20 protein-coding genes are annotated in these 20,303 nt (G+C 53.2%); 7 read left to right on the forward strand and 13 right to left on the reverse strand.

Annotated features, from left to right (window positions below; genetic code table 11):
• From NE562_RS04330 to NE562_RS04360, 7 genes are all read left to right on the forward strand, one after another.
• The coding region (locus NE562_RS04330; RefSeq protein WP_280961179.1) for an ABC transporter permease subunit at positions 1–938 on the forward strand (938 nt) is incomplete at its 5' end.
• A gap of 89 nt (positions 939–1,027) precedes the next feature.
• A complete protein-coding gene (locus NE562_RS04335) occupies positions 1,028–2,011 on the forward strand; it encodes a sugar ABC transporter substrate-binding protein (RefSeq protein WP_280961180.1) in 984 nt (327 codons plus the stop codon).
• A 91-nt stretch (positions 2,012–2,102) separates the two neighbouring features.
• The gene (locus tag NE562_RS04340) at positions 2,103–3,584 is read left to right on the forward strand and encodes a sugar ABC transporter ATP-binding protein (protein WP_280961181.1); all 1,482 of its coding nucleotides are present in this window, start codon (positions 2,103–2,105) and stop codon (positions 3,582–3,584) included.
• 32 nt (positions 3,585–3,616) lie between these two features.
• Positions 3,617–4,567: an ABC transporter permease gene (locus NE562_RS04345; protein ID WP_280961182.1), complete on the forward strand. Its 951-nt coding sequence runs from the start codon at positions 3,617–3,619 to the stop codon at positions 4,565–4,567.
• Positions 4,564–5,532, forward strand: a complete 969-nt coding sequence (locus NE562_RS04350) for an ABC transporter permease (RefSeq protein WP_280961183.1) — start codon at positions 4,564–4,566, stop codon at positions 5,530–5,532. Before NE562_RS04345 ends, NE562_RS04350 begins: the two co-directional genes overlap by 4 nt.
• Positions 5,533–5,555: 23 nt before the next feature.
• Positions 5,556–6,038, forward strand: a complete 483-nt coding sequence (locus tag NE562_RS04355; RefSeq protein ID WP_280961184.1) for an RbsD/FucU family protein — start codon at positions 5,556–5,558, stop codon at positions 6,036–6,038.
• A gap of 3 nt (positions 6,039–6,041) precedes the next feature.
• Positions 6,042–6,815, forward strand: a complete 774-nt coding sequence (locus NE562_RS04360; protein WP_280961185.1) for an alpha/beta hydrolase — start codon at positions 6,042–6,044, stop codon at positions 6,813–6,815.
• 343 nt (positions 6,816–7,158) lie between these two features.
• Here NE562_RS04360 and NE562_RS04365 read toward each other — a convergent pair whose 3' ends face one another.
• The 13 genes from NE562_RS04365 to NE562_RS04425 form a co-directional block, all read right to left on the reverse strand.
• A complete protein-coding gene (locus NE562_RS04365) occupies positions 7,159–8,340 on the reverse strand; it encodes a MalY/PatB family protein (protein ID WP_280961186.1) in 1,182 nt (393 codons plus the stop codon).
• 14 nt (positions 8,341–8,354) lie between these two features.
• A complete protein-coding gene (locus NE562_RS04370) occupies positions 8,355–8,480 on the reverse strand; it encodes a hypothetical protein (protein ID WP_280961187.1) in 126 nt (41 codons plus the stop codon).
• A 28-nt stretch (positions 8,481–8,508) separates the two neighbouring features.
• Entirely contained in the window at positions 8,509–9,051 is a 543-nt protein-coding gene (locus NE562_RS04375) for a flavodoxin family protein (RefSeq protein WP_280961188.1), read from the reverse strand.
• Positions 9,048–9,599: a sugar O-acetyltransferase gene (locus NE562_RS04380; protein WP_280961189.1), complete on the reverse strand. Its 552-nt coding sequence runs from the start codon at positions 9,597–9,599 to the stop codon at positions 9,048–9,050. The genes NE562_RS04375 and NE562_RS04380 overlap by 4 nt, the downstream gene beginning before the upstream one ends.
• A gap of 6 nt (positions 9,600–9,605) precedes the next feature.
• Complete coding sequence (locus NE562_RS04385) at positions 9,606–9,899, reverse strand: cyclophilin-like fold protein (RefSeq protein WP_280961190.1); 294 nt, start codon at positions 9,897–9,899, stop codon at positions 9,606–9,608.
• A 155-nt stretch (positions 9,900–10,054) separates the two neighbouring features.
• Positions 10,055–10,444, reverse strand: a complete 390-nt coding sequence (locus NE562_RS04390) for a recombinase family protein (RefSeq protein WP_280961191.1) — start codon at positions 10,442–10,444, stop codon at positions 10,055–10,057.
• Positions 10,431–12,023 (reverse strand): recombinase family protein, encoded by a 1,593-nt coding sequence (locus NE562_RS04395; RefSeq protein ID WP_280961192.1) that lies wholly within the window; start codon positions 12,021–12,023, stop codon positions 10,431–10,433. Before NE562_RS04395 ends, NE562_RS04390 begins: the two co-directional genes overlap by 14 nt.
• Positions 12,016–13,722 carry a recombinase family protein gene (locus NE562_RS04400; RefSeq protein ID WP_280961193.1) on the reverse strand — a complete coding sequence of 569 codons (1,707 nt, stop codon included), beginning with the start codon at positions 13,720–13,722 and terminating at the stop codon, positions 12,016–12,018. The genes NE562_RS04395 and NE562_RS04400 overlap by 8 nt, the downstream gene beginning before the upstream one ends.
• A 1-nt stretch (position 13,723) precedes the next feature.
• A complete protein-coding gene (locus tag NE562_RS04405; RefSeq protein ID WP_280961194.1) occupies positions 13,724–15,391 on the reverse strand; it encodes a recombinase family protein in 1,668 nt (555 codons plus the stop codon).
• Positions 15,392–15,575: 184 nt separating this feature from the next.
• Positions 15,576–15,839, reverse strand: a complete 264-nt coding sequence (locus tag NE562_RS04410; RefSeq protein WP_280961195.1) for a DUF6870 family protein — start codon at positions 15,837–15,839, stop codon at positions 15,576–15,578.
• Between the two features lie 49 nt (positions 15,840–15,888).
• Positions 15,889–18,144 (reverse strand): ATP-dependent DNA helicase, encoded by a 2,256-nt coding sequence (locus NE562_RS04415; RefSeq protein ID WP_280961196.1) that lies wholly within the window; start codon positions 18,142–18,144, stop codon positions 15,889–15,891.
• 507 nt (positions 18,145–18,651) lie between these two features.
• Complete coding sequence (locus tag NE562_RS04420; RefSeq protein ID WP_280961197.1) at positions 18,652–19,149, reverse strand: sigma factor-like helix-turn-helix DNA-binding protein; 498 nt, start codon at positions 19,147–19,149, stop codon at positions 18,652–18,654.
• A 446-nt stretch (positions 19,150–19,595) separates the two neighbouring features.
• Entirely contained in the window at positions 19,596–20,285 is a 690-nt protein-coding gene (locus tag NE562_RS04425; protein WP_280961198.1) for a response regulator transcription factor, read from the reverse strand.
• Positions 20,286–20,303: the final 18 nt, after the last annotated feature.

A 20,303-nucleotide genomic window follows, 5' to 3' on the forward strand; every position in this document is an offset into this window, starting at 1 on the left:
CCATCGGCATGACCTACGTGATCATATCGGGCGGCATCGACCTTTCGGTCGGCGGCATCTGCGCGCTGGTCAGCGTGCTGTACGGCATGCTGCTGCAAAAGGGCGTTCCGTTCGGCGTCGCGGTGCTGGCGATGCTGGGACTGGGTCTGCTGCTGGGCCTGTGCTACGGCTTCTTCGTGGCCAAGGTGGATATCCCGCCCTTTATCGTCACGCTGGCGGGCGTCAATGTGTGCAAGGGCATCGCGCTGGTGCTGACGGACAGCGCCGCGGTCGGCGTGACCGATCCGTTCACGCTCGACGTGGGCAGCCTGAGCTTGCCGACCGCGCCGGCGCTCGTCCTGCTCGCGGCGGCGGCCGTATACTGTGTGTACAACATGGTGCAGGGGGCCAAGGCAAAAAGCTTCCGCTGGATCAATATTCTGTTCCTCGTCATTTTGGCGTACAGCGCGTATCTGGTGATGAACAGCAAGGGCATCCCGTATCTGGCGCTGATCTGTATCGCGCTGATTTTGATCTTTAACTTTGTATTGAACCATACGGTGTTCGGCAAGGGCATTTACGCGGTGGGCGGCAATATCGACGTGGCGCGCATGGCCGGCGTGAAAACGGTCAAGGTATTGGTGAGCGTTTACGTGGTGGACGCGATGCTCGCGGCGCTCGGCGGCGTACTGACCGCGGCGCGCCTTGGCGCGGGCGCGCCGACCATCGGCACCAACTGGGAGTTGGACGCGATCGCGGCGGTCGTCATCGGCGGCACCAGCATGACGGGCGGCTCGGGCAAGCTGACCAAAACCGTGATCGGCGTGCTGCTCATCGGCGTACTGAACAACATGCTGTCGCTGATGAACGTGCAAACCAACGTGCAGATGATCTTTAAGGGTCTCATCATCCTCGGCGCGGTCGTGCTCGATAAGGTGACCTCGAACCAGCAGCGCTGAGCGTGGGCAGGGCGGCACGAAGGATGGGCAAGGGAAACAACGAAACGACCTAGGCAAACCGTCACAACACTGCGGAATAGGAGAATAACATGTTAAAAAAGTTTACGGCAGCCCTTCTCAGCTTACTTACGCTATCTTTGGCGGCATGCGGCGATCAGCAAGGTTCTCAAGGGAACGCATCGGACTCTGCGGATTCCAGTACGGAAAAGACCTATAAGATCGGTTTTGTGGCCAACGGCGCGACCCTGTGGGAGTATCCGAAAAGCAGCATCAATTTTTATATGGAATTGCAGGAAAAGTACCCGATCGAGGTCGTTGTGTTTGACGCGCAGGGCGACGCGGGCAAACAAAGCACGCTTGTGGGCGACGCGATCGCACAGGGGTGCGACGCGATCACGATCATTCCGATCGATAACAAATCGGTGATCCCCGCCTGCACGGAAGCGATGAATGCGGGCGTTCCGGTTTTCAATCTGGGCAGTGTGGACATGGGCGAGGAAAACGCGGGTAAATCCTTTGTTTCCATGATCGGCGCGGGCAGCGGTTTGGCGGCTTCCGAGATCATTGGCGAGGCGTTTGTCGAGCATCTGGAGCCCGGCAGCAAAGTCGTTTCCATTATCGGGGTTGCGGGTACCAGCGAAACCGAGCAGCGCAACGAGGTATGGCAGAAAATGTGCGAGGAGCACGATATCGAGATACTGGATGTGCAGAGCACGGACTGGGATGCCAGCAAGGCGCTGCAGATTATGCAAAACTATTTGGTGCAATATCCGCAAATCGACGGCGTGTTCTGTCAGTGGGATGACGGCATGGTATCCGTGGCCAAGGCGCTGGAAGCCGCGGGGCGTTTGGAAGGCACCTTTTTGGCGAGTATCGACGGCAACAAAAACGGCTTTGATCTGGTAAGGGACGGCACCATGTATTGTACGGCGGCGCAAAATCAGAAGGAGATTTGCGAAAAGGCGGTCACGACGACACTGGATTATCTGGCGGGCAACGAAGTGGAACCCTACATCACCATTCCCTATATTAAAATCACCAAGGAGAATGTGGATGAGTACAGCCCTTGGTGACCGCATCGGTTTCAGGTAACAAAATGCGGATCGGGCCGCCGGGATGCGTAGTCTTTGGCGGCTTGAATTCTATCATGTTAGGAGGCGGACCGTGCATTCAGAGAATATCTTGGAGATTAACGGCGTTTCAAAGTCGTTCCCGGGCGTCAAAGCGCTGGATCATGTCTCGATAGCCATCCGGAAGGGCGTCGTACACGGCATCGTGGGTGAAAACGGCGCGGGAAAATCTACGTTGATGAAGATCCTGTCGGGCGTGTACCGGGCGGATCGGACGGAAGGCTCAAGCATCTGGTTTGATGGGAAACAAATGGAGATTAGCTCCCCGATACAGTCGATGCAATTAGGGCTGAGTATTATTTATCAAGAGTTTAATTTGGTCGATTCCATGTCTGTCGGCGAAAACATTTTTCTGGGCAGGTTTCGGGAAGCGGGCGGTATGCAAGCGCTGCACCGTAAGGCGAGAAGCGCCTTGGATCGTATCGGCTGCGACATTGACACACGCGCCATGGTGGGCGATCTCAGCATCTCGCAAAAGCAGATGGTAGAGATTGCAAAGGCGATTTCGCTGAACAGCAAGCTGATCATTATGGACGAGCCAAGCACAACGCTGACAAACGACGAGATGGAAAACCTGATTCGGCTGATCAACGAGCTGCGGGCCGATGGGATCACGATCATTTATATTAGCCATAAACTGGAGGAAATCTTCGCGCTGTGCGATCAGGTCACGGTGATCCGGGACGGCAGCGTGATTGGCACGCGCGATATTGAGGATATCACGCGCGAAGAAATGGTCTCTATGATGGTGGGGCGTTCTATCGAAAGTGAATTCCCCCCGAGGCCGCAAACCGCGGGCGATGTGCTGCTTGCGGTGCATCACCTGCATACGAACAAGCTGCACGATGTTTCCTTTCAGGTAAAGGCGGGGGAAATTCTGGGCTTGGTCGGTCTGGTGGGCGCGGGCCGGACCGAGATCGTGCGGGCGCTGTTTGGCGCGGACGCGAAACAAAGCGGCGAGATCCGCATTCATGGCGAGGCGGTGACGATCCGCAATCCGGTGGATGCAAAAAAAGCGGGAATCGGGTTTGTTACCGAGGATCGGAAACAGCAAGGCCTGTTCATGCGGTTTTCCGTAGCGGATAATATCGTGGTCGCCACGATGAACAAGCTGGCGAAACGCGGCTTTGTCAGCAAACGCAGGGAGGAGGAGATCGCACAGGGCTATGTGGAGAGCTTGGGCATTAAAACGCCGAAGCTGTCCACGAAGGTCATGAGCCTTTCGGGCGGCAATCAGCAAAAATGCATCATTGGAAGGTGGCTGGAAATGGAGCCGCGCGTCCTGATTTTGGACGAACCGACCCGCGGGATCGACGTCGGCGCCAAATATGAGATCTACCTGCTGATGAAAGAGATCGCAAGCAAGGGAAACGCTATTATACTAATCTCTTCCGAACTGCCCGAGGTGTTGAACCTGAGCAACCGTTGCCTTACCATTTCGGCCGGCCGCGTTGTAGGGGAGTTTGACCCGGCGGTGGACTCGGCGGAACGCATCATGCAGAGCATATTGACATAGGGGGGCGTGGAATGAGACAAGCCACAAAAGGAATGCTTTATAGGTTTACGGCAAATTACATGATCTTGATCGCCATTTTTGTTCTATGCGCTTACAGCGCGATCGCAAATCCCGTCTTTTTGCGCATGGATAATGTTCTAAACGTCGGCCTACAGTCCGCCGCGATCGGGATCGCCGCGCTCGGCATGACGACGATCATGATCGGCGGCTATATCGATTTGTCGCTGCCGGGCATGTTCGCGCTCACCTCGGTCACATTTTGCAAGGCGGCCGAATGGACGGGCAATCCATGGATCGCGATCCTTGCCGCGCTTGGAATGGGACTGGCCGCCGGCGCGCTCAACGGTGCGATCATGGTGCTGTTCGGCGCCAGAACCATGAACAACATGTTGTTCATCTCCTATGGCATGGGTATGGTATTCAAGTCGCTAACGGCGTTTATCAACGACCGGGTCATCAACCTGACGCCGCACCCTGTGTTCAAGGCGATCGGAGAAGAACGCCTGCTGCGCGTCCCCATCTCCTTTTTGATCTTTTTGGCGATCGTGCTGCTGATGCATCTGTTTCTCAAAAAGACCGTATCGGGAAAGTCGATCTACTATTTAGGCTGTAATTACGAAGGCGCGCGGCTGGCCGGTATCAATACCAGACGCACGGTGCTGCTCATCTTTATAATCGGCGGGTTACTGGCCGCGGCGGGATCGATCGTCAATGTTGCGCAGGTGTCGCAGGCAAGCACCAATTCGGGCTATAACTATGAAATCAACGCCATCACCGCGGCGGTGCTGGGCGGTACGGCGTTCAAGGGCGGCCGGGGCGGCGCGTTTAATACATTTTTGGGCGCGATTATGTTTGTGCTGCTGGCCAACTCGCTTCAGCTTTTGGGATTCAGCGCGTATGCGCAATATGCCATGAAGGGCCTTATTCTGGTGGCGGTGATCCTGCTGGACAGCAAAAAGGATGTTTTGGAGGCGCGAGGATGAAAAAAGAGATCTGGCGCCGCGACGGCGTACTTCGGTTTTTCAAAAAGAATATCGCGGTGGATATCATCATTTTGTTTTTTATAGTCGCTCCCTTTATGAATGCTTCTTTTCTCAGCGCCTACAACCTATCTCAGATATTGGTGCAGACCGCGACGACTCTAATCGTGGCGGTTGGGGTTATGTTTGTCATCATCACGGGAGAATCCGATCTGTCTATTGGCGGCCTCATGTGTTTGTCGGGGATCGTGGCCATATACCTGCAGCCGGAACTTCCGCTGCCGGTCATTTTGCTGATCGTCATGGCGATGGGCTGCGTGCTCGGCTGTTTGACCGGCCTGCTTGTATCCGTTTTAAAGCTCGATGCGTTTATTGTGACGCTGGGCATACAAATGATCTATCTGGGCGTCAACCTGATCATAACGGACGGTCAAACCGTGGTGGGGGAAGACCCCGCGTTTGTACAATGGGGGACCGGCAAGCTGTTTCAATTTGTGCCCTATGCGTTTGTGATCGCGCTCACGCTGGTAGTGATCGCTTATTGGGTGCTTTCCCGCACCCAATTCGGCCGCGATTGCTACGCGGTGGGCGGCAACTATGAGGTGGCGAAGTATGCGGGTATCCGCGTGGTGCGGCAAAAGCTCCTTTGCTATGTGATATGCGGCTGCTTGGCGGCTCTGGCGGGGTTCTTCCTGTCGGCGCGCATGAACGCGGGCAACGGTAATTTCGGTACCATGATCCCGTTTAACGTCCACTGCGGCATCGTCATCGGCGGCACGTATCTATCGGGCGGCACGGGCGGCGCATGGCACACGCTGGCGGGTATTTTAATGATGAGTGTGCTGCAAAACGTGATGAATATTATAGGCGCGGACGCATATATCCAGCAGCTGGTGCAAGGGCTGATTATCGTATTGATTATCGGGTTTGCCTGTTACGAGCAAACGCGTAAAAAGCAAGCGGCCTGATCGCTTGGGAAAGGATAAAAGACATGAAAAAGAGGATTTTGAACGAACGGCTGGCCGCCATTTTGGCCAGCGCGAGACACGGCGAAATGATTTTTGTCGCGGATGCCGGCAGCGGTTCTTCCGACAAGGCGTTGGTGCCGCTCGATCCCAGCGTGGAGTATCTGGATTTGGGCGTGGTGACGGGGGTGCCCAGCTTTTTAGACGTCGTCACGGGCATGGCGGCGGCAGGCGATATCGAATCGATCATTGTGGCGGACGAAATGCCGCGGGTGAACCCCGCCTATTATCAGGCGTTGGTCGATCTGGTGGGCAAGGAAAACGTATGGCTGGTGCGGTACATTCCGGAACTTTATGACCTGCGCAACAAATGCAAAGCGATGGTGCAGACCGGCGACTATGGCCTGCAGGGCAATGCGATCTTGGTCGCGGGCTATCCCAGCGAGAATATTCCCCTGAAATGGCTGATGGACAGAGATCCGGAAACCTATAACGAAAAGGAGAAATAAACGATGCCGTACCTGTCAAACGAGCCAGCGGTGTTCTACCGGGTATGGAACACGGAATGCCCCAAGGCAAACGTTGTTTTCTTGCATGGAGCGGGCGAGCATAGCGGCTTATACCATCGGTTTGCCGCCGGGCTCAACGCGGAAGGATATCGGGTCTGGGCGATCGACCATATCGCCCATGGACATACGCCGGGCTCGGTCGAAGCGGTGTATGAAGTAAGCGCGCTGGCCGATAACGCACGCCGGCTGATTCGTTTGGCGCAAGAGGAGACTGACGCGTTAAAAACCGTGCTGATCGGCAACTCGCTGGGCGGCGTTACCGCCGGCTTGCTGATGAGCATGGAGGACGCGCCTGCGATCGCGGGGCTGGTGCTCACCTCAACGCCGCTGGCGCCGCTGCAAAACATCGATGAACTGGACAAGGCGATCATGTCGCTGGAGCCGACCTATCTGGACGAACTTGCCTCTGATCCCTTGCTGCCGCGTATGGAACCGCTGGATTATGACCGGCTGGACGCCGCTATGTGCAAGGCGGTCGAACAAATGCAAAGCAAGGCCCCTTGCTGGCCGTTTCCTGTTTTGCTGATCAATGGGGAAAACGATGTGCTGGCCCTGCCCGAAACGGCAAGGGCATGGGCAAAGAACATCCCGCGCGGCCGCGCGTTGACCGTCAAGGGTGGACATCATGATATTCTCAATGATACGAGCTATGCCGTAGTGACCCGTCTGATCGCTTCGTTTGTTTTGGAAGCGACAAACCCATATTTGCTGTACTAGAGCGTCCCAAAGAGGCAAAATACATGAAAGTCTACACAAAGGATATGATACACGGATTACCAAACAACGCCCCGGGCGCTCCTTTAGGGAGCGGCCGGGGCGTTCAGACTGTAGACAAAGGTCTCACGCCGCAGCGCGCATAGAAAGGAAAATGGAGCGAAGCGACGTAAAATCCGTTTTTTCGGGGGCGTGTACCTCGAAAAAACACCTCGACCCGCGCCACCGGGCGCGTAATCCGGGGGTATCGAGACCGGTTTCTCCGGAACTGGTCGAGTATCTAGGGGGCATTGGATGCCCCCTAGACGTTGTTGCATATGTGCGGTAAAAATGCAGCAGCGATCGTTTAGCAGCGCGCCGTGGCAAACGCTTCATAGGAGCGCACGCCTTTTTGCAGGCGTGCGAGTCCGTCCGTCAGGCGCTTTCGCGGACAGGCGATGTTCATGCGCAAAAAGCGGTCGCCGTTGCCGCCGAATTCCGCGCCGGGGGATAGCCAAAGCCCGGTCTCGTTCCGGATATGCCGGGCAAGCTCCTGCGACGACCAGCCTGCTTTGCCGCAATCCAGCCACAACAAATAGGTTGCTTGCGAAGGCACGAGCGATAGCTGCGTAAGCTCCGCCGCTAGAAATTCCCGTACCAGCGCTTTGCCGGCGGAAATGTGTTCCCGCAGCGCGTCCAGCCACGCGCCGCCCTGTGTAAAGGCGGCGATCGCCGCGTCAATGGCAAAGGCGTTGGGCTCGGCTATTTCGTCGGTATTCAGCGCCCGCCATACCTTGTGCCGCAACGTGGGATCGGGCGCCATGGCCGCCGCGGTTTGCAACCCGGCCAAATTGAACGCCTTGGTCGGCGCGAGACAGGTAACGCTGTTTTGCATGCAATGCGCGGATACGGATGCAAAAGGCACATAGGCGCGGCCCGGATCGGTCAAATCGCAGTGGATCTCGTCGGACAGCACCAGTACGTGATGCGTCCAGCACAGCTCGCCGATGCGGGCGAGCGTTTCGCGGCTCCACAGGTTGCCCGTCGGGTTGTGCGGATTGCATAGCAGCAGCAGCGCGGTCTGCGGGTCGGCAAGCTTGCGCTCTAAATCCTCCCAATCGATGCGGTAGGCCGCGCCGTCGTAAGCAAGCGGGCTTTCAAGCACGCGCCTGCCGTTGTTCCGGATCGAGCTGAAAAAGCAACCATACACCGGCGTCATCACCAGTACGTTTTCGCCGGGCGTGGTCAGCTTGCGGATGACGCTGGATAGAATGGGGACCACGCCCGAGGCGAACACCAGCCAGTCCTTCTCCATAGCGAAGCCGTGCCGCTCGCGCCACCAGCCGCAGATCGCCTCATACCACTCCTCCGGCACGGTCGAGTAGCCGAACAGACCGCTTGCGGCGCGGGCCTTGATTGCGGCTGTGATCTCGGGCGCGGCGGCAAAGTCCATGTCCGCAACCCACATGGGCAGTTCATTTTCCGCCGCGCTCCACTTGAGAGAATGCGTGCCGCGCCGGTCGATCAACGTGTCAAAATCATAATTCAAGAATGCACCTGCTTTCAGTCGGTCCGAACGGTCGCTTCCACCTTGCCCGCGCCGAGCGCCGCCGCCAGTCCGGCGGGTTCGTCCACTTGGCCCAAACGGGAATAGCGATACGAGCGGGAAAAGCCTTTGTAAAACAGCACCCATTTTTCATGCGGCAGCGCCCCTCTCTTAAACGGTTTTTCCCATCCGGTACGCAGATTCGAGCGCGGCGGGAAAATTCTTGATTTGTCCCATGCCGTCCGCGCCGCAGCCGCGCGCCACACCGGCGAGTTTCGCGCTTTCAAAGCAGGAAATCCAGCCCTCCAACCCTTGCACAGCGCCGTCCGTCGCGCTATTGTCGCTGTCCGCCGCCGTGGCCAACAAGTAGATATCCCGAAACGCGTACTCGCCCGGAAAAAGCGGATTGGAGCGGTCGAGCAGCGTTTTCATCTGCCCGCACATTTCGTAAAAATAGATCGGCGTGGCGAAGGCGATGACTTCCGCCTGCCGCATCTTTTCCACGATCTCGTTTGCGTCGTCCCGGATCACGCAGCGCCGCGTCTTTTGGCACGCCAGACAGCCCCGGCAAAAACCGATCGTTTTGTCATACAGGCACACCTTTTCCGTTTCGTGTCCCGCGTCCCTCGCGCCGCGCAGGAATTCATTTGCCAGCGTTTCCGAATTACCGTCAATGCGCGGGCTGGTGCAAACGACCAGAACTTTCTTACTCATATTGTTTCCTCCGTTTTGATTTTTTTCATGATACGGGCGGGCACGCCGCCTACAACAGTACGCGGCGGCACGTTCTTGGTGACCACCGCGCCCGCCGCGACGATCGCGCCGTCGCCAATGGTCACGCCGGGAACAACGGTCGCGTTTGCGCCGATCCAGACGGATTGACCGATTACGATCGGCGCAGGGCGCATGATATGCCGCCGCGCCGGGTCTTCCTCGTGGTTGAGCGTCGCCAGCACCACGTTATGTCCAATCAGCGCGTTATCGCCGATCACGATGCCGCCCTGATCCTGAAAGCGGCAGCCGGTGTTGATGAATACGTTTTTGCCGACACGGATATTTTTGCCGTAATCGGTGTAGAAGGGCGGGAACAGGCAAAAGCTATCGTCCTCCGGTTGGCCGATCAACGCGAAGAAAAGCGCCCGCACCTTTTCCGGTTCGTGGTAGGCCCCGTTCAGTTCCTGTGTCAGCCGAAGCGCGCGCTCGCTTGCGGCGCGCATAACGGCCGGGTTCTGCAACCCTAAAGCGATATCTTGATTCTCCATCCTCTTTTACTCCTCCGCGCTGATGTGGACGATCTTATTGCCCCAGCCCTCCAGCACGGGATTTTCCGTGACCGCGGTCTGGAATTCATCGGTAACCGCAAACGCACCGATCTTGGTGTACTCCCCCGCGACCTCCGCGTCCTGATAAATCAGCACGATGCGGCCCGGCTCGGCGTAATACACCTCGCCCGCTTTTTCGGATGAAATGGCATTGGGCGCGGCGGGTACCTCATACCGGCTGGGGATGTCGTAATACTGCATGACCTCCCAGTTTTCAAAGTCGTCATATGCTTGTGTCAAGTAGGGACGTAAAAAAATATGAGATATTTTTGAACCACCATCAAATCACATCGTTCTATTCCCTGACTGCCCTCATTATACCGTACCTACTACATTTTTGAAAGACAAAAGGGTGGCAGCCACAGGTGTCATCCCCTGTGACTGCCGCCCTTGGCTTAACCGTTCATACTCTTTGCAATCCCTGCAATTCTTGCATAGAAATCAGCTTCCGGCAGTCCTACCACACCCGAAGTCGGTGTCAGTATTTCAACGCCGTATCCATTCAATTTCTTAGCACAGTCTAAAAACTCGCTTGTCTTTCTTGTAATCCTGTCAGGATTAACCACAAGCAAGATGTCTATACGCTGTTTAGAAGCAGCGGAAAACACATCGGCCATGCCGTGCCTTTTAATGGACGATCCATGCGCTGTCTCGGCGGTAATACCGATAATTTCAAAGCCCTGTTGTTCAGAATAATCCACCAGTAACTGCTTCTGCTTTTCCAATGCCATGGTATCAGGGTTTGCTACCCTGCAATATATCCAAACTCTTTTATGCTGACTCATTTTTCTCTCCTTTTTCTGAAAAGCTCCACTCGATATGAATGGATTTGTCATTGTAAACATAAACGCAGTCCACAAAGTCAACTACCATCTGCCGTGTAAGGGCATCTGCCTGTAAATAGCGTATGAGCTTTGGTTCACCCTGCTTGGCGGCGGCCAGCTTACTCCGCAGTTCTGTGAGTTCTGCTTCTGCCGCTTCAGCCCGCTGTGCCATCTCTGCCTGCTCCCGTGACAGCTTATCCCGTTCCTGCCGATACTTCTCCCTGCTGATCTTTTCCTCTGCCATCGCATCGTACAGTTCAGCTTTCTGCTCATCTATCTTGGCACAGGCGCCCTGATAGGAAGTGACCTGTTTTTGCAGGCTGGCAAGCGTATCCGTGTTCCCGGCCTTTAGCAGCAGTTCTTTTTCGTCCATCAGGGTTTTTATATAGGCTTGAATGGCAGTCAGCACAACGTCTGCGATTTCACTTTCCCTGACGCTGCCCTCCATACATCCAAAACCGGCAGTCCGGTATCTTGTCTTGCAAAAATATTGGGGATTGGAACGTGACCGTCTGATCAGGGAATAACCGCAATGCCCGCACCGCAGTTTATCCGTAAAAAGGTATATCCCTGCCTGCTCTAAGTCCCGTTCCACAAATTCCGCCAAATGTTCCTGCGCTTTCAGAAACTCCTTTGCGCTGACCAGCGGTTCGTGCCGTTCCTCTGCAATGATCCAATCCGACCTGCTGTTTTTAAGGGTTTTCCTGTTCCCGACCTGTGGGCGGTATCGCTTGCCGTAGATGGTCTTGCCTAAATACCGTTCATCCCGCAGTATGCTTGTGATTGTGCTCTCATTCCATAGGTCGGCGCCTTTTACCCCAATCCACCATTTATGATAGCAGCCCTGACTGTTCTTGATGGCGCTGGGGGTAGGCACTTTCTCGGCATTGAACAGGCGGGTGATTTCCATCATGGTCATTCCTGCGCCAGCCAGTTCAAAAATGCGCCGGACAATCCCTGCGCTGTCCCGGTCAGCGACAAGCCGGTGTTTGTCCTTTTCGTCTTTGCGGTAGCCTATGGGGGCAAAGGGGCTTAAAAATTCACCTTTGCGCGCCTTTGTCTGTAAGCCGCTTTTTACTTTCAGGGACAAATCCTTGCTGTAATAGCTGTAAATCACGTTGCGGAACGCAATATCCACACCGCTGGTCTTGCCGTTCATTTTGGCGCTGTCATAGCCGTCGTTGACTGAAATAAAGCGGATGCCGAGAAACGGGAATATCTGATCCACATAGTCGCTGACCGTGATATAATCCCTGCCAAACCTTGAAAAATCCTTTACGATGATACAGTCGATTTCCTTTGACTTGGCTTTCTGCAAAAGTTTCTGCATATTGGGCCGTTCCATGCTGGTGCCGGAAAATCCGTCATCACACAGTTCCATGACCTCACAGCCCTCAAACTCCGGGGACTGCCCGATAAACCGCCGGAGCAGGTCGCGCTGGTTGGAAACGCTGTTACTCTCGTCCCTGATTCCTTCACGGCTGTCCTCGTCCTCCACAGAAATACGGATATACAAAACAATAACGAAGGTTTTATTCACTGGCCGCCACCCCCATCGGAGGGAACAGCCATTCTTTCATGCACTCATATTCGTCCTCAAATCGGAGCCGCACGGCGATATTGGAGCTGCTATATACAGTAATCCGGTCAATCAGTTCCAACGCCATGCCCCGTGTCAATTCCGGCGCCTCATGGATAGACAGAAGCGCTCTGAGCCATGCCGGTTCGCCGGTTCCCGGTTCCACGACAGCCGCATTCTGTGCCTCCAGTTCTTCCAGCAGCGCTCTTTGTTCTTCTTCCTGCTCTATGTAGCGGTTTCTGGCGTAGAGATAGTCGTGCTCATTCATCAGGTGGTCTAAATAATCGTCATAGAGAGTTTCCCGCAGACGGGCAATCCGGTCAAGCTGTTCTTCCGCCTGCATGATACGGCGGAGGATTTCCTGTTTTTTAGAAAGATTGAGCGCCTTTCTGCCCGCACTTTTTATCAGCCTTTCCATATCCAGCGCCGTTGCAAAATGGGACTGAATTACTTGGGAAACGGCTTCTAAAAGGACATCCTCCGGCACCCTGACACCGACACAGCGGCTGGAATCCTCCGTATGGGTATGGCAGTAAAAAAAATACCGCACATGGATTCCGGGGTCTTTTACCTTGTTTTCGTGGATGTTTCTCTGGCGTGTAAGTTTTCTTCCACAATCCCCACAGTAAACAAGCCCTTTTAAGATGTTTTCAGGATTAATGATTTCCGGGAAAGCCCCTTGTCTGTCATCAAACGTCTGCTTATCCTGTTCCGCCATTCTCTGTACCTTGTCAAAGGTCTGCCAGTCAATAATAGCTTCGTGGGTGTTTTTTACGACCGTCCACTTTTCTCTCGGCTGGGTGGTGCGTCTCTGTCCTTTCCAGAGTGCCTTGCGGGTCTTACCCTGTACCACATGGCCTAAGTAAACCTCACTTCGGACCATGTTTTTAATGGTCTGTCCCGTCCAGATGGAAGCAGCAAAGCGTTTAGACTTCACCATTCCTTTTTCAAAACGGTAACGGCTGGGGGATGGAATCCCCAGTTCAGTCAGCCTTTTTGCGATTTCCTGATAGTCCATACCGCTTAGGCGCCACTGAAAGATGTTACGGACAACCGGGGCGGTTTCTACGTCCACCACAAGGCGGTGCTTATCCTCCGCAGATTTTAAGTAGCCATATGCCGCCCAGTTTCCGATAAACTCCCCCCGTTCCTGCTTCTCTTGCAGCACGGGGCAGATTTTCTGTGAGATGTCACGGGCATATACATCGTTCACCAGATTTTTCAGATGCATAGAAAGACTGTCCGAGGTTGCCGGGTCGATGCTGTCATAACCGTCATTCACAGCGATGAAACGGACTCCCATAAAGGGAAATATCTTCTCTAAATACTCACCGGCTTCTATATAATTCCGTCCAAAACGTGAAAGGTCTTTGACGATGACACAATCCACCTTGCCCGCCCGTATATCATCAAGCAGACGTTCAAAATCATCACGTTCAAAATTCACCCCTGTTTCCCCATTGTCTGAATAGACGGAAAAGAGGGAAAGGCTGGGGTCACTTTCGATATATGCCCGGACAAGGGCTTCCTGATTTTCAATGGAATCGCTGTCGCACTGATGGCCGTCCAGCACGGAAAGCCGCACATACGCCCCTGTGCTATACACCCGCAGTTTCGGTTTTTCCTGCACGGGCGCCCTGAATCTGCTTTTCCTTGCCATGTCACACCGCCTCCCTTCCGGAAGGTACGGTCAGAGCCGGATTGATACGCTCCACGCTCTGTATCAGTGACATCGCGCTGTCATACTCACACTGAAATTTGAACTTTATGTTTATCCGCTGATTTTCAAAGACTAATATGCGGTCAATCAGTTCCACCGCCAGCTTACGGTTCAGTTCCTCAATATCCTGATACTGTTTGAAATAGGCGATCCATTTCTGTTCCTCGGATTTTCCATCCACAAGCCGGTCTATTTCCTGCTCCAGCGAGAGGATTGCTTCTCCGGCGTTCTGTGCCTTCAGGTCATACCTTTTGCCAAAAGCGATGTAATCCTCACGGGAAATGATACCGTCCGCGTAATCCTCGTGGAGCTTCATGCGGTAGAGCTGGTATTTTTCCGCCTCGTCCTGCTTGGCTTTGAGGCGTTCATCCATCTTTTTAATCTGACGGCTGGTGTAGGGCAGCTTTGCAATAGCGGCAAGTATCTGTTCCACATCAAGGACAGAACGGATATGCTCCCGCACAGCCGCAAAAACGGCCTGTTCCAGCAGAATGTCACGGATACTGTGGCTTTTACAGCCGCTCTTTTCCTTGCTGCCTGAACAGATATAGTAATAATAGGGGTGATCTGCGGTGGAGTTGTTCTTTCGCACCATGCTCCGCCCGCAGTCGGCACAGTAGAGAAGCCCTCCCAGCGGGAAAACAGTTTCCTCGCCGGGCGCCGTCCGGGTATCGGTGCGCAGGATTTTTGCCACATTCTCAAAGGTATCACGGCTGACCGCCGGTTCGTGTGTGTTCTCCTTTACCGCCCACTGCTCCTCCGGCACGGCAAACTGCTTTTTGACTTTGTAATTGGGACTGCTGCGCTTCCCCTGTTCCAGCGTTCCGATATAGACGGGATTTTTCAAAATGCGGAGGACGGCGGTTGCTGTCCACACCGCTTTGGGATTACGTCTAAAGGGTGTCTTATAGGTACTCCCCAGCAGCCGCTTATATTCAAGGGGAGAGGGGATACCCTGTTCGTTCAGGCGGTCGGCAATCGCTTCCGAGGAATATCCATCTAATATCAGATGGAACATATCCTGCACCACACCGGCCGCAAACTCGTCAATAATAAGGTGGTGCTTATCCTCCGGGTCTTTCAAGTAGCCAAACATGGCAAAAGGCGCGATGAACTGCCCTTTCCTGCGCTTAATGTCCTGATGGCTGCGTATCTTGATAGAAATGTCCCGGCAATAGGCATCGTTCATTAGGTTTTTTACCGGCACAATCAGATTGTCCGATGCGGTTCTCGGCTTTGCGCTGTCATAATCATCGTTGACAGAAATAAACCGCACACCCATGAACGGAAAGATTTTTTCAATATATTTTCCTGTTTCGATAAAGTTCCTGCCCAGACGGGAAAAGTCCTTGACGATGATGCAGTTGGTTTTCTTATTCTTGACCGACTCCATCATTCGGATAAAATCAGGCCGGTCAAAGTTGACCCCCGTATATCCGTCATCAATCCATACTTTATGGAGGATGATTTCAGGGTGTTTTTCCAAAAAAGCCGTAATCAAATCCCGCTGGTTTGCGATACTATCACTTTCGGCTTTGTCGCCGTCCTCACGGGAGATGCGGAGGTACATATCTCCGTCATATTGCTGTAAAAGTTCCTGTGTATCCATTCGGTATTCTCCTAATCGCTTCTGAATTTCAGAAACCGGATCGGGAGTTTTACCGCAAGTCCTGTACCACAGGGGTTTACCCAGCCCCTGCGGTTTGTGACTCAGCTTACCACAAAACTTTCTCCGCGTCCAGACAGATTTCTGAAATCCCAAAAGCCTGATTTGCCATATTCATTTTGATTCCTCACAGAGTTTGCAGATAGTGTTCCATCCGCTGTTCAAAGGTAGCGCCGCCCTCTGCGTAGCCCACGCTGACGGAAACCTTGCCCACCCGGAAGCAGTACGGGTTCCTGATCTGCCGGATAAACTCCTGCATCCGCTCCCCTTTGGGAAGTGTCCGGTCAATTTCAATTTCTCTTATATCCACAAGTGTGTCGGGATTGACCGTCCGCACATCCACCTGTTTTAATTCCTGTAAATCCATTTCGGATAATTCATAACCGCTCATGGCCGCCCTCCTTTTTTCCTTACCGATTTGTAAAGAGCCGGACGCTTACTCACTGAAAGTAGGCATCCGACTTTTTCTCCATAATAAACCGCCCTATATCATCAATCCGGTCAGTGACCGGCATATCAGGCAGGGCGGCAAGAATGTCCTTTTTATAGCGTCCGGCCGCGCGGCTGTCGAGGATAGAGAACACACAGGTGTCTGTCTCCCTGCGGATGCCCCGGCCAATCCACTGGCGCAGTTTGATGAGCATACTCGGTATAATGCTTTCGGATAAATAGCTGTAAAAATCGTCATGGAGGGTGCGTTCATACTCTGATACCGGATCAGGCGTCGGGAACGGCAGGCGGACTACCACCAGTAAAGAAAGAATATCACCGGCAAGGTCGATGCCCTCACCGGCGCTGTCACTTGCCAGCAGCACGCCGTTTCCGCTCTTTCTGAAAGCGGTAATGGTGTCCAGCCGTCCCTTGCCCATACAGAACAGTGGATAGTCCACAGTCTGCGGTTTGGAAAGCTCCTGATACACAATCTCCATCATCCGGTAGGATGTAAACAGCACCAGCGTATGCCCGTGGCTCTGCCGGATCAGCTCCGTGAGCCGTTCCAGCACCGCCGCCATGTAAGCGCTGTTTTTGGTGTCCGGGAACGGCATATCCTCCGGCAGATACAGCAGGGCGTGGTTCTCATAATCAAAAGGGGATGCTTTGCTGGTCATCAGGAGCCGGTGCTGTTCCAAAAGGTCAATTCCGGTCTGGTGCATGAAATGGCTGAAATCACCTCCAATGGAAAGTGTGCCGGATGTCAGGACGCAGGGTGTTCCCTGATTCCAAATGTCCTCATAAAGCAGAAAATCAAGTGCTTTCGGCAGGGTACAGAGCCGACACGCCGATACGCCGGTACGCTCCAGCCAGCAGATGGACTCCGTATTGTCCTTTAACAATATGAGTTTTGCCTGTTCCTGCTCTATGCGGTTTAACAGCCGCTTTTGTGCGCCGCCTGCCTTGGGATGATAAAAACACACCGACAGCCCGTTCAGTGTGGCCGCCAGTGTGTTCAAAATTCGGATGCTGACAGGGGTGAAATCAAATGCCTGACAGCTTTTATCATAATGTGCGCCCGCTTCATGCCGGATTGTTTCAAACAGCAGGCCATTCAGCCGAAGCAGCTCCCCGCACAGCAGGGCCGCCTCTTTCCGGTTGGAAACCATACCGACTACACGGTAGGCACTGGACACAAGCTGTTCCAGCTCCGTATTTTCAAACGCCATGCCGTACATCTGTCTTGCCGCATCCAGCAGCTTGTGAGCCTCATCAAAAATCAAAATGCCGCTCTGTGGGAGCAGGCGGTTCCTGCCGCCTTTCCGACTTAAAATATCCGCCAGCACAAGGTTATGGTTGGCAATCTGGAAATCATACGCCATGGTCTGCGCCCTGCGAAGGAAGTCCCGGTATCGGCAGACTGCCGACAGGTCACAGTGAAAATGACAGTGGCTTACACAGATACGCCCTTTTACATAGTCCGTCAGTTCAAGACCGTCTAAATCAATGGGGCAGGCTCCTGTGGAGAGCGCCGTCAAAGCTGCCAGAAGTCCGCTGTCCTCCGGGCGGTTATTATGCTGGATGGAGGACAGATAATTGCGTACCCTGTCATCGCAGGCATAATGGCTCTTTCCCTTACGGACCGCATATGTCAGCGGCCGGTTGATGATCCGGTGTTCCAGCAGAATGCCGGAAATCTGTGGGATATATTCCTCCGTCAGCGCCTTTTGCAAGGCGATTGTCGAGGTTGAGATAACAGTAGGGCGCATACTGCCCCGAAAAAGCCGGTACACAATAGCGGCAAGAATATAGGCGTGGGTTTTTCCCGTTCCCACCTCGGCCTCGCATAATGCCAGCTTGCTCTCCCACAGGGCGTCTAACATAGACATAGAAAGAGAAAGCTGGTTATCCCGCAGCACCATGCCGTGCTTCGGTAAAATATCACTGAAAATGTAGGCCAGCAATTCTCTGGACCGTTTTCGTCCATCAGACTGTGCCATGCTTTCCGGCTCCGGCGCCTTTGCTACCATTTTTTCGATTGCCCGCTGATAGCCCTCCTGTGTAAGCGGCTTCTGACGGGAAAACAGGCGTTTTGCCTTTAGCGTATTTAAGTCTACCATGCGGTAGCTGTACGTCTTGCCTGTGAAATATTCCAGCAGCACACAGCTTTGGGTGGCAAGCACCACTTTTTCTTCCGGCCGGAACAGACCGGCCTCATAAATCTTATTTTGAATGTCTGCCATGCAGACAAGTTCTTCATTCATAATTTTTTGCCTCCTTTGCAGCCTAAAGGAGCGACACAAGCATACGGCGGAACCGGGTCTGGTTGGTTGTCTGCTGACAAAAATGCCCGTTCCGCCGCATGGTTTCTATCGCCCCAATAGTTCGATAGAATGTTCTATATTGCAAAGGTGTGAAAGGCGTTCCGCTTGGCCTGCGGACACCATAAAAGCCGCCCCCTGTTCTTTCTCAAACAGGGGTGTGCGTTCTCCCGTTTTCAGGGCTGCCGGTTCTCGGCAGAAGTACCATGATTGTGACAGGGGTTATCGCAATCCGCCCCGCCATGGGGCGTCATCACTGCAAACGGTATCGCTCGGATCGGCAGGGCCTTTCTTTGCTTCCTGCTGTCGTCTTGGCGCGTTCCAGTGCGTCGCTTCCGGTTTCCCGGCCTGTCATCGCTGTGCCTCCACACCCGTATTCACTTGTCAAGGAACCGGTGAAAGGCGGCTATAAACTTGCCTTTCACCTAACGTCCAAAAACAAGGGGGGTGTTAACCCTGTGAAGCAAAATATTTTTTTAATTTTTTCTCTGCAAATTTCAATGACTTGAACACAGCAACGTGGCTGACCTTTTCTATATTTGCTATTTGTCTTGTAGAAAGCCCATTCAAAAAGTGCAGAATAAATCGCTGACGTTGTATCACCGTCAGTTCTCCGCTATCCAAAAGCCGCTTTGCCGCTTTCAGGGCTTGTCCCTTATCGCTGTTATGTATGAGCGTAATATCAACAGATGGAGTTGCATATTCTTCGGATTCCGTCAGCCAGTCCAACTTCCGCGCACGTTTACCATAAGCTGTCTCATCCAAATCCTGCTCATGGTACAACTCATCTGACAGAGCTTTCAGCTTGGCAAAATCCTCTGCTGTCTTGTCGGGATTATCCCGCAGATAATCGGCCAGCGTGACCTCCACGATGCCGTCCGCAAATTTATAAACAATGCCCTCGCTGTACTTATTCAGGGCATAATCGCTTTCCTGATAATTTCTCATTGTCCTTTCCTCCAGTCTGAATTTTTGGTTTCAGACCAGAGGGGCGGACCACGGCAGTGCCATGAAAAGGACCGGACAGAGAAAAAGCACCCACACGAAAAATGTGAGTGCCAACAGAATCCTTTATAAAGAGGATTTTTGCAGAAATTTGTCGAACAGAAAAAGGCTGCAACCCCGTTCAATGGGATTGCAGCCCTGTATCTTTCGCTATTCTGTTTTGCCTTTAAGCCAGCATTTGGCTTTCTCCAATGATGTACGCTGATTAGCTGCCCCTCCTATGTACTTTGAGGGGCGGTTACAATTCTTGTGTTTTCTTTCGTCCATTTCCCTCGGTTATGTATCAAGGAAAATTTTAGCAGGCAATTCAAAGAAACTTCTTAGAACATTCAAAGGAGATTCTAAGAAGTTTCGCAGTTTACGACAATTTTCGCATTTCATGTAAAAATTTATAATTCTCCGGGATTATGGATGAAATAACCCATGCCATATCTGGTTTCAATCCAATCGGCTTTCAGCTTTCTTCTGAGATTGCCGACCTGATAAAAAATCGTGGAGTTGTCCATAAGGTATTCCTCATGCCACACGGCAGTATAAATCTGTTCAAATGTAAGAACACGGTTACGGTTCTTGATAAAATACAGCAAGAGGTCGTATTCTTTCTTTGTGAGGATTACGGTTTCATCATCAATCGTAACCTGTCTCCGCGCAGTATCCAGCATCAAATTGCCATGGCTTACAAGAGCATAATTACGCCCTGTAATGTGATTGAGCTGGGTGTAGCGCCGCATGAGTGCCTGTGCTCTGGCAAGGCATTCTTCTAAATCGTAGGGCTTGTTCAACACATCGTCAGCTCCACACTTCAGTGCCGCCACCTTATCCGCAGTGCCTGCCGTTTCAGATAAAGCAAGGATGGGCAGTGGGTTCATCTGCCGTATCTGCTGAATGAGTGCAGTTCCGTCGTATTGATAGATGCAGGCATCCAGAATTACCAGCGAACAGTTCTCCTTTTCCATAATCTGCAATGCTTCCTGAATAGAACCGGTATAATACACGTCTGTGTATTCGTCCTGCAAATTATATTTGATTTCCTTACAGGTATTCAAATCTCCGTCAATAACCAGCACATAATTTTTCATGGTTATAAGCCCTCCTTT

The sequence above is a fragment of the Butyricicoccus faecihominis genome (genome assembly GCF_024462775.1).
Taxonomy (GTDB): domain Bacteria; phylum Bacillota; class Clostridia; order Oscillospirales; family Butyricicoccaceae; genus Agathobaculum; species Agathobaculum faecihominis_A.

Excerpts from the sequence above, each read along its gene's own strand:
- NE562_RS04335 (WP_280961180.1), top strand. The coding sequence starts at position 1,028 with ATGTTAAAAAAGTTTACGGCAGCCCTTCTCAGCTTACTTACGCTATCT.
- NE562_RS04345 (WP_280961182.1), top strand. The coding sequence starts at position 3,617 with ATGCTTTATAGGTTTACGGCAAATTACATGATCTTGATCGCCATTTTT.
- NE562_RS04350 (WP_280961183.1), top strand. The coding sequence starts at position 4,564 with ATGAAAAAAGAGATCTGGCGCCGCGACGGCGTACTTCGGTTTTTCAAA.
- NE562_RS04355 (WP_280961184.1), top strand. The coding sequence starts at position 5,556 with ATGAAAAAGAGGATTTTGAACGAACGGCTGGCCGCCATTTTGGCCAGC.
- NE562_RS04360 (WP_280961185.1), top strand. The coding sequence starts at position 6,042 with ATGCCGTACCTGTCAAACGAGCCAGCGGTGTTCTACCGGGTATGGAAC.
- NE562_RS04375 (WP_280961188.1), bottom strand. The coding sequence starts at position 9,051 with ATGAGTAAGAAAGTTCTGGTCGTTTGCACCAGCCCGCGCATTGACGGT.
- NE562_RS04380 (WP_280961189.1), bottom strand. The coding sequence starts at position 9,599 with ATGGAGAATCAAGATATCGCTTTAGGGTTGCAGAACCCGGCCGTTATG.
- NE562_RS04390 (WP_280961191.1), bottom strand. The coding sequence starts at position 10,444 with ATGAGTCAGCATAAAAGAGTTTGGATATATTGCAGGGTAGCAAACCCT.
- NE562_RS04400 (WP_280961193.1), bottom strand. The coding sequence starts at position 13,722 with ATGGCAAGGAAAAGCAGATTCAGGGCGCCCGTGCAGGAAAAACCGAAA.
- NE562_RS04405 (WP_280961194.1), bottom strand. The coding sequence starts at position 15,391 with ATGGATACACAGGAACTTTTACAGCAATATGACGGAGATATGTACCTC.
- NE562_RS04410 (WP_280961195.1), bottom strand. The coding sequence starts at position 15,839 with ATGAGCGGTTATGAATTATCCGAAATGGATTTACAGGAATTAAAACAG.
- NE562_RS04415 (WP_280961196.1), bottom strand. The coding sequence starts at position 18,144 with ATGAATGAAGAACTTGTCTGCATGGCAGACATTCAAAATAAGATTTAT.
- NE562_RS04420 (WP_280961197.1), bottom strand. The coding sequence starts at position 19,149 with ATGAGAAATTATCAGGAAAGCGATTATGCCCTGAATAAGTACAGCGAG.
- NE562_RS04425 (WP_280961198.1), bottom strand. The coding sequence starts at position 20,285 with ATGAAAAATTATGTGCTGGTTATTGACGGAGATTTGAATACCTGTAAG.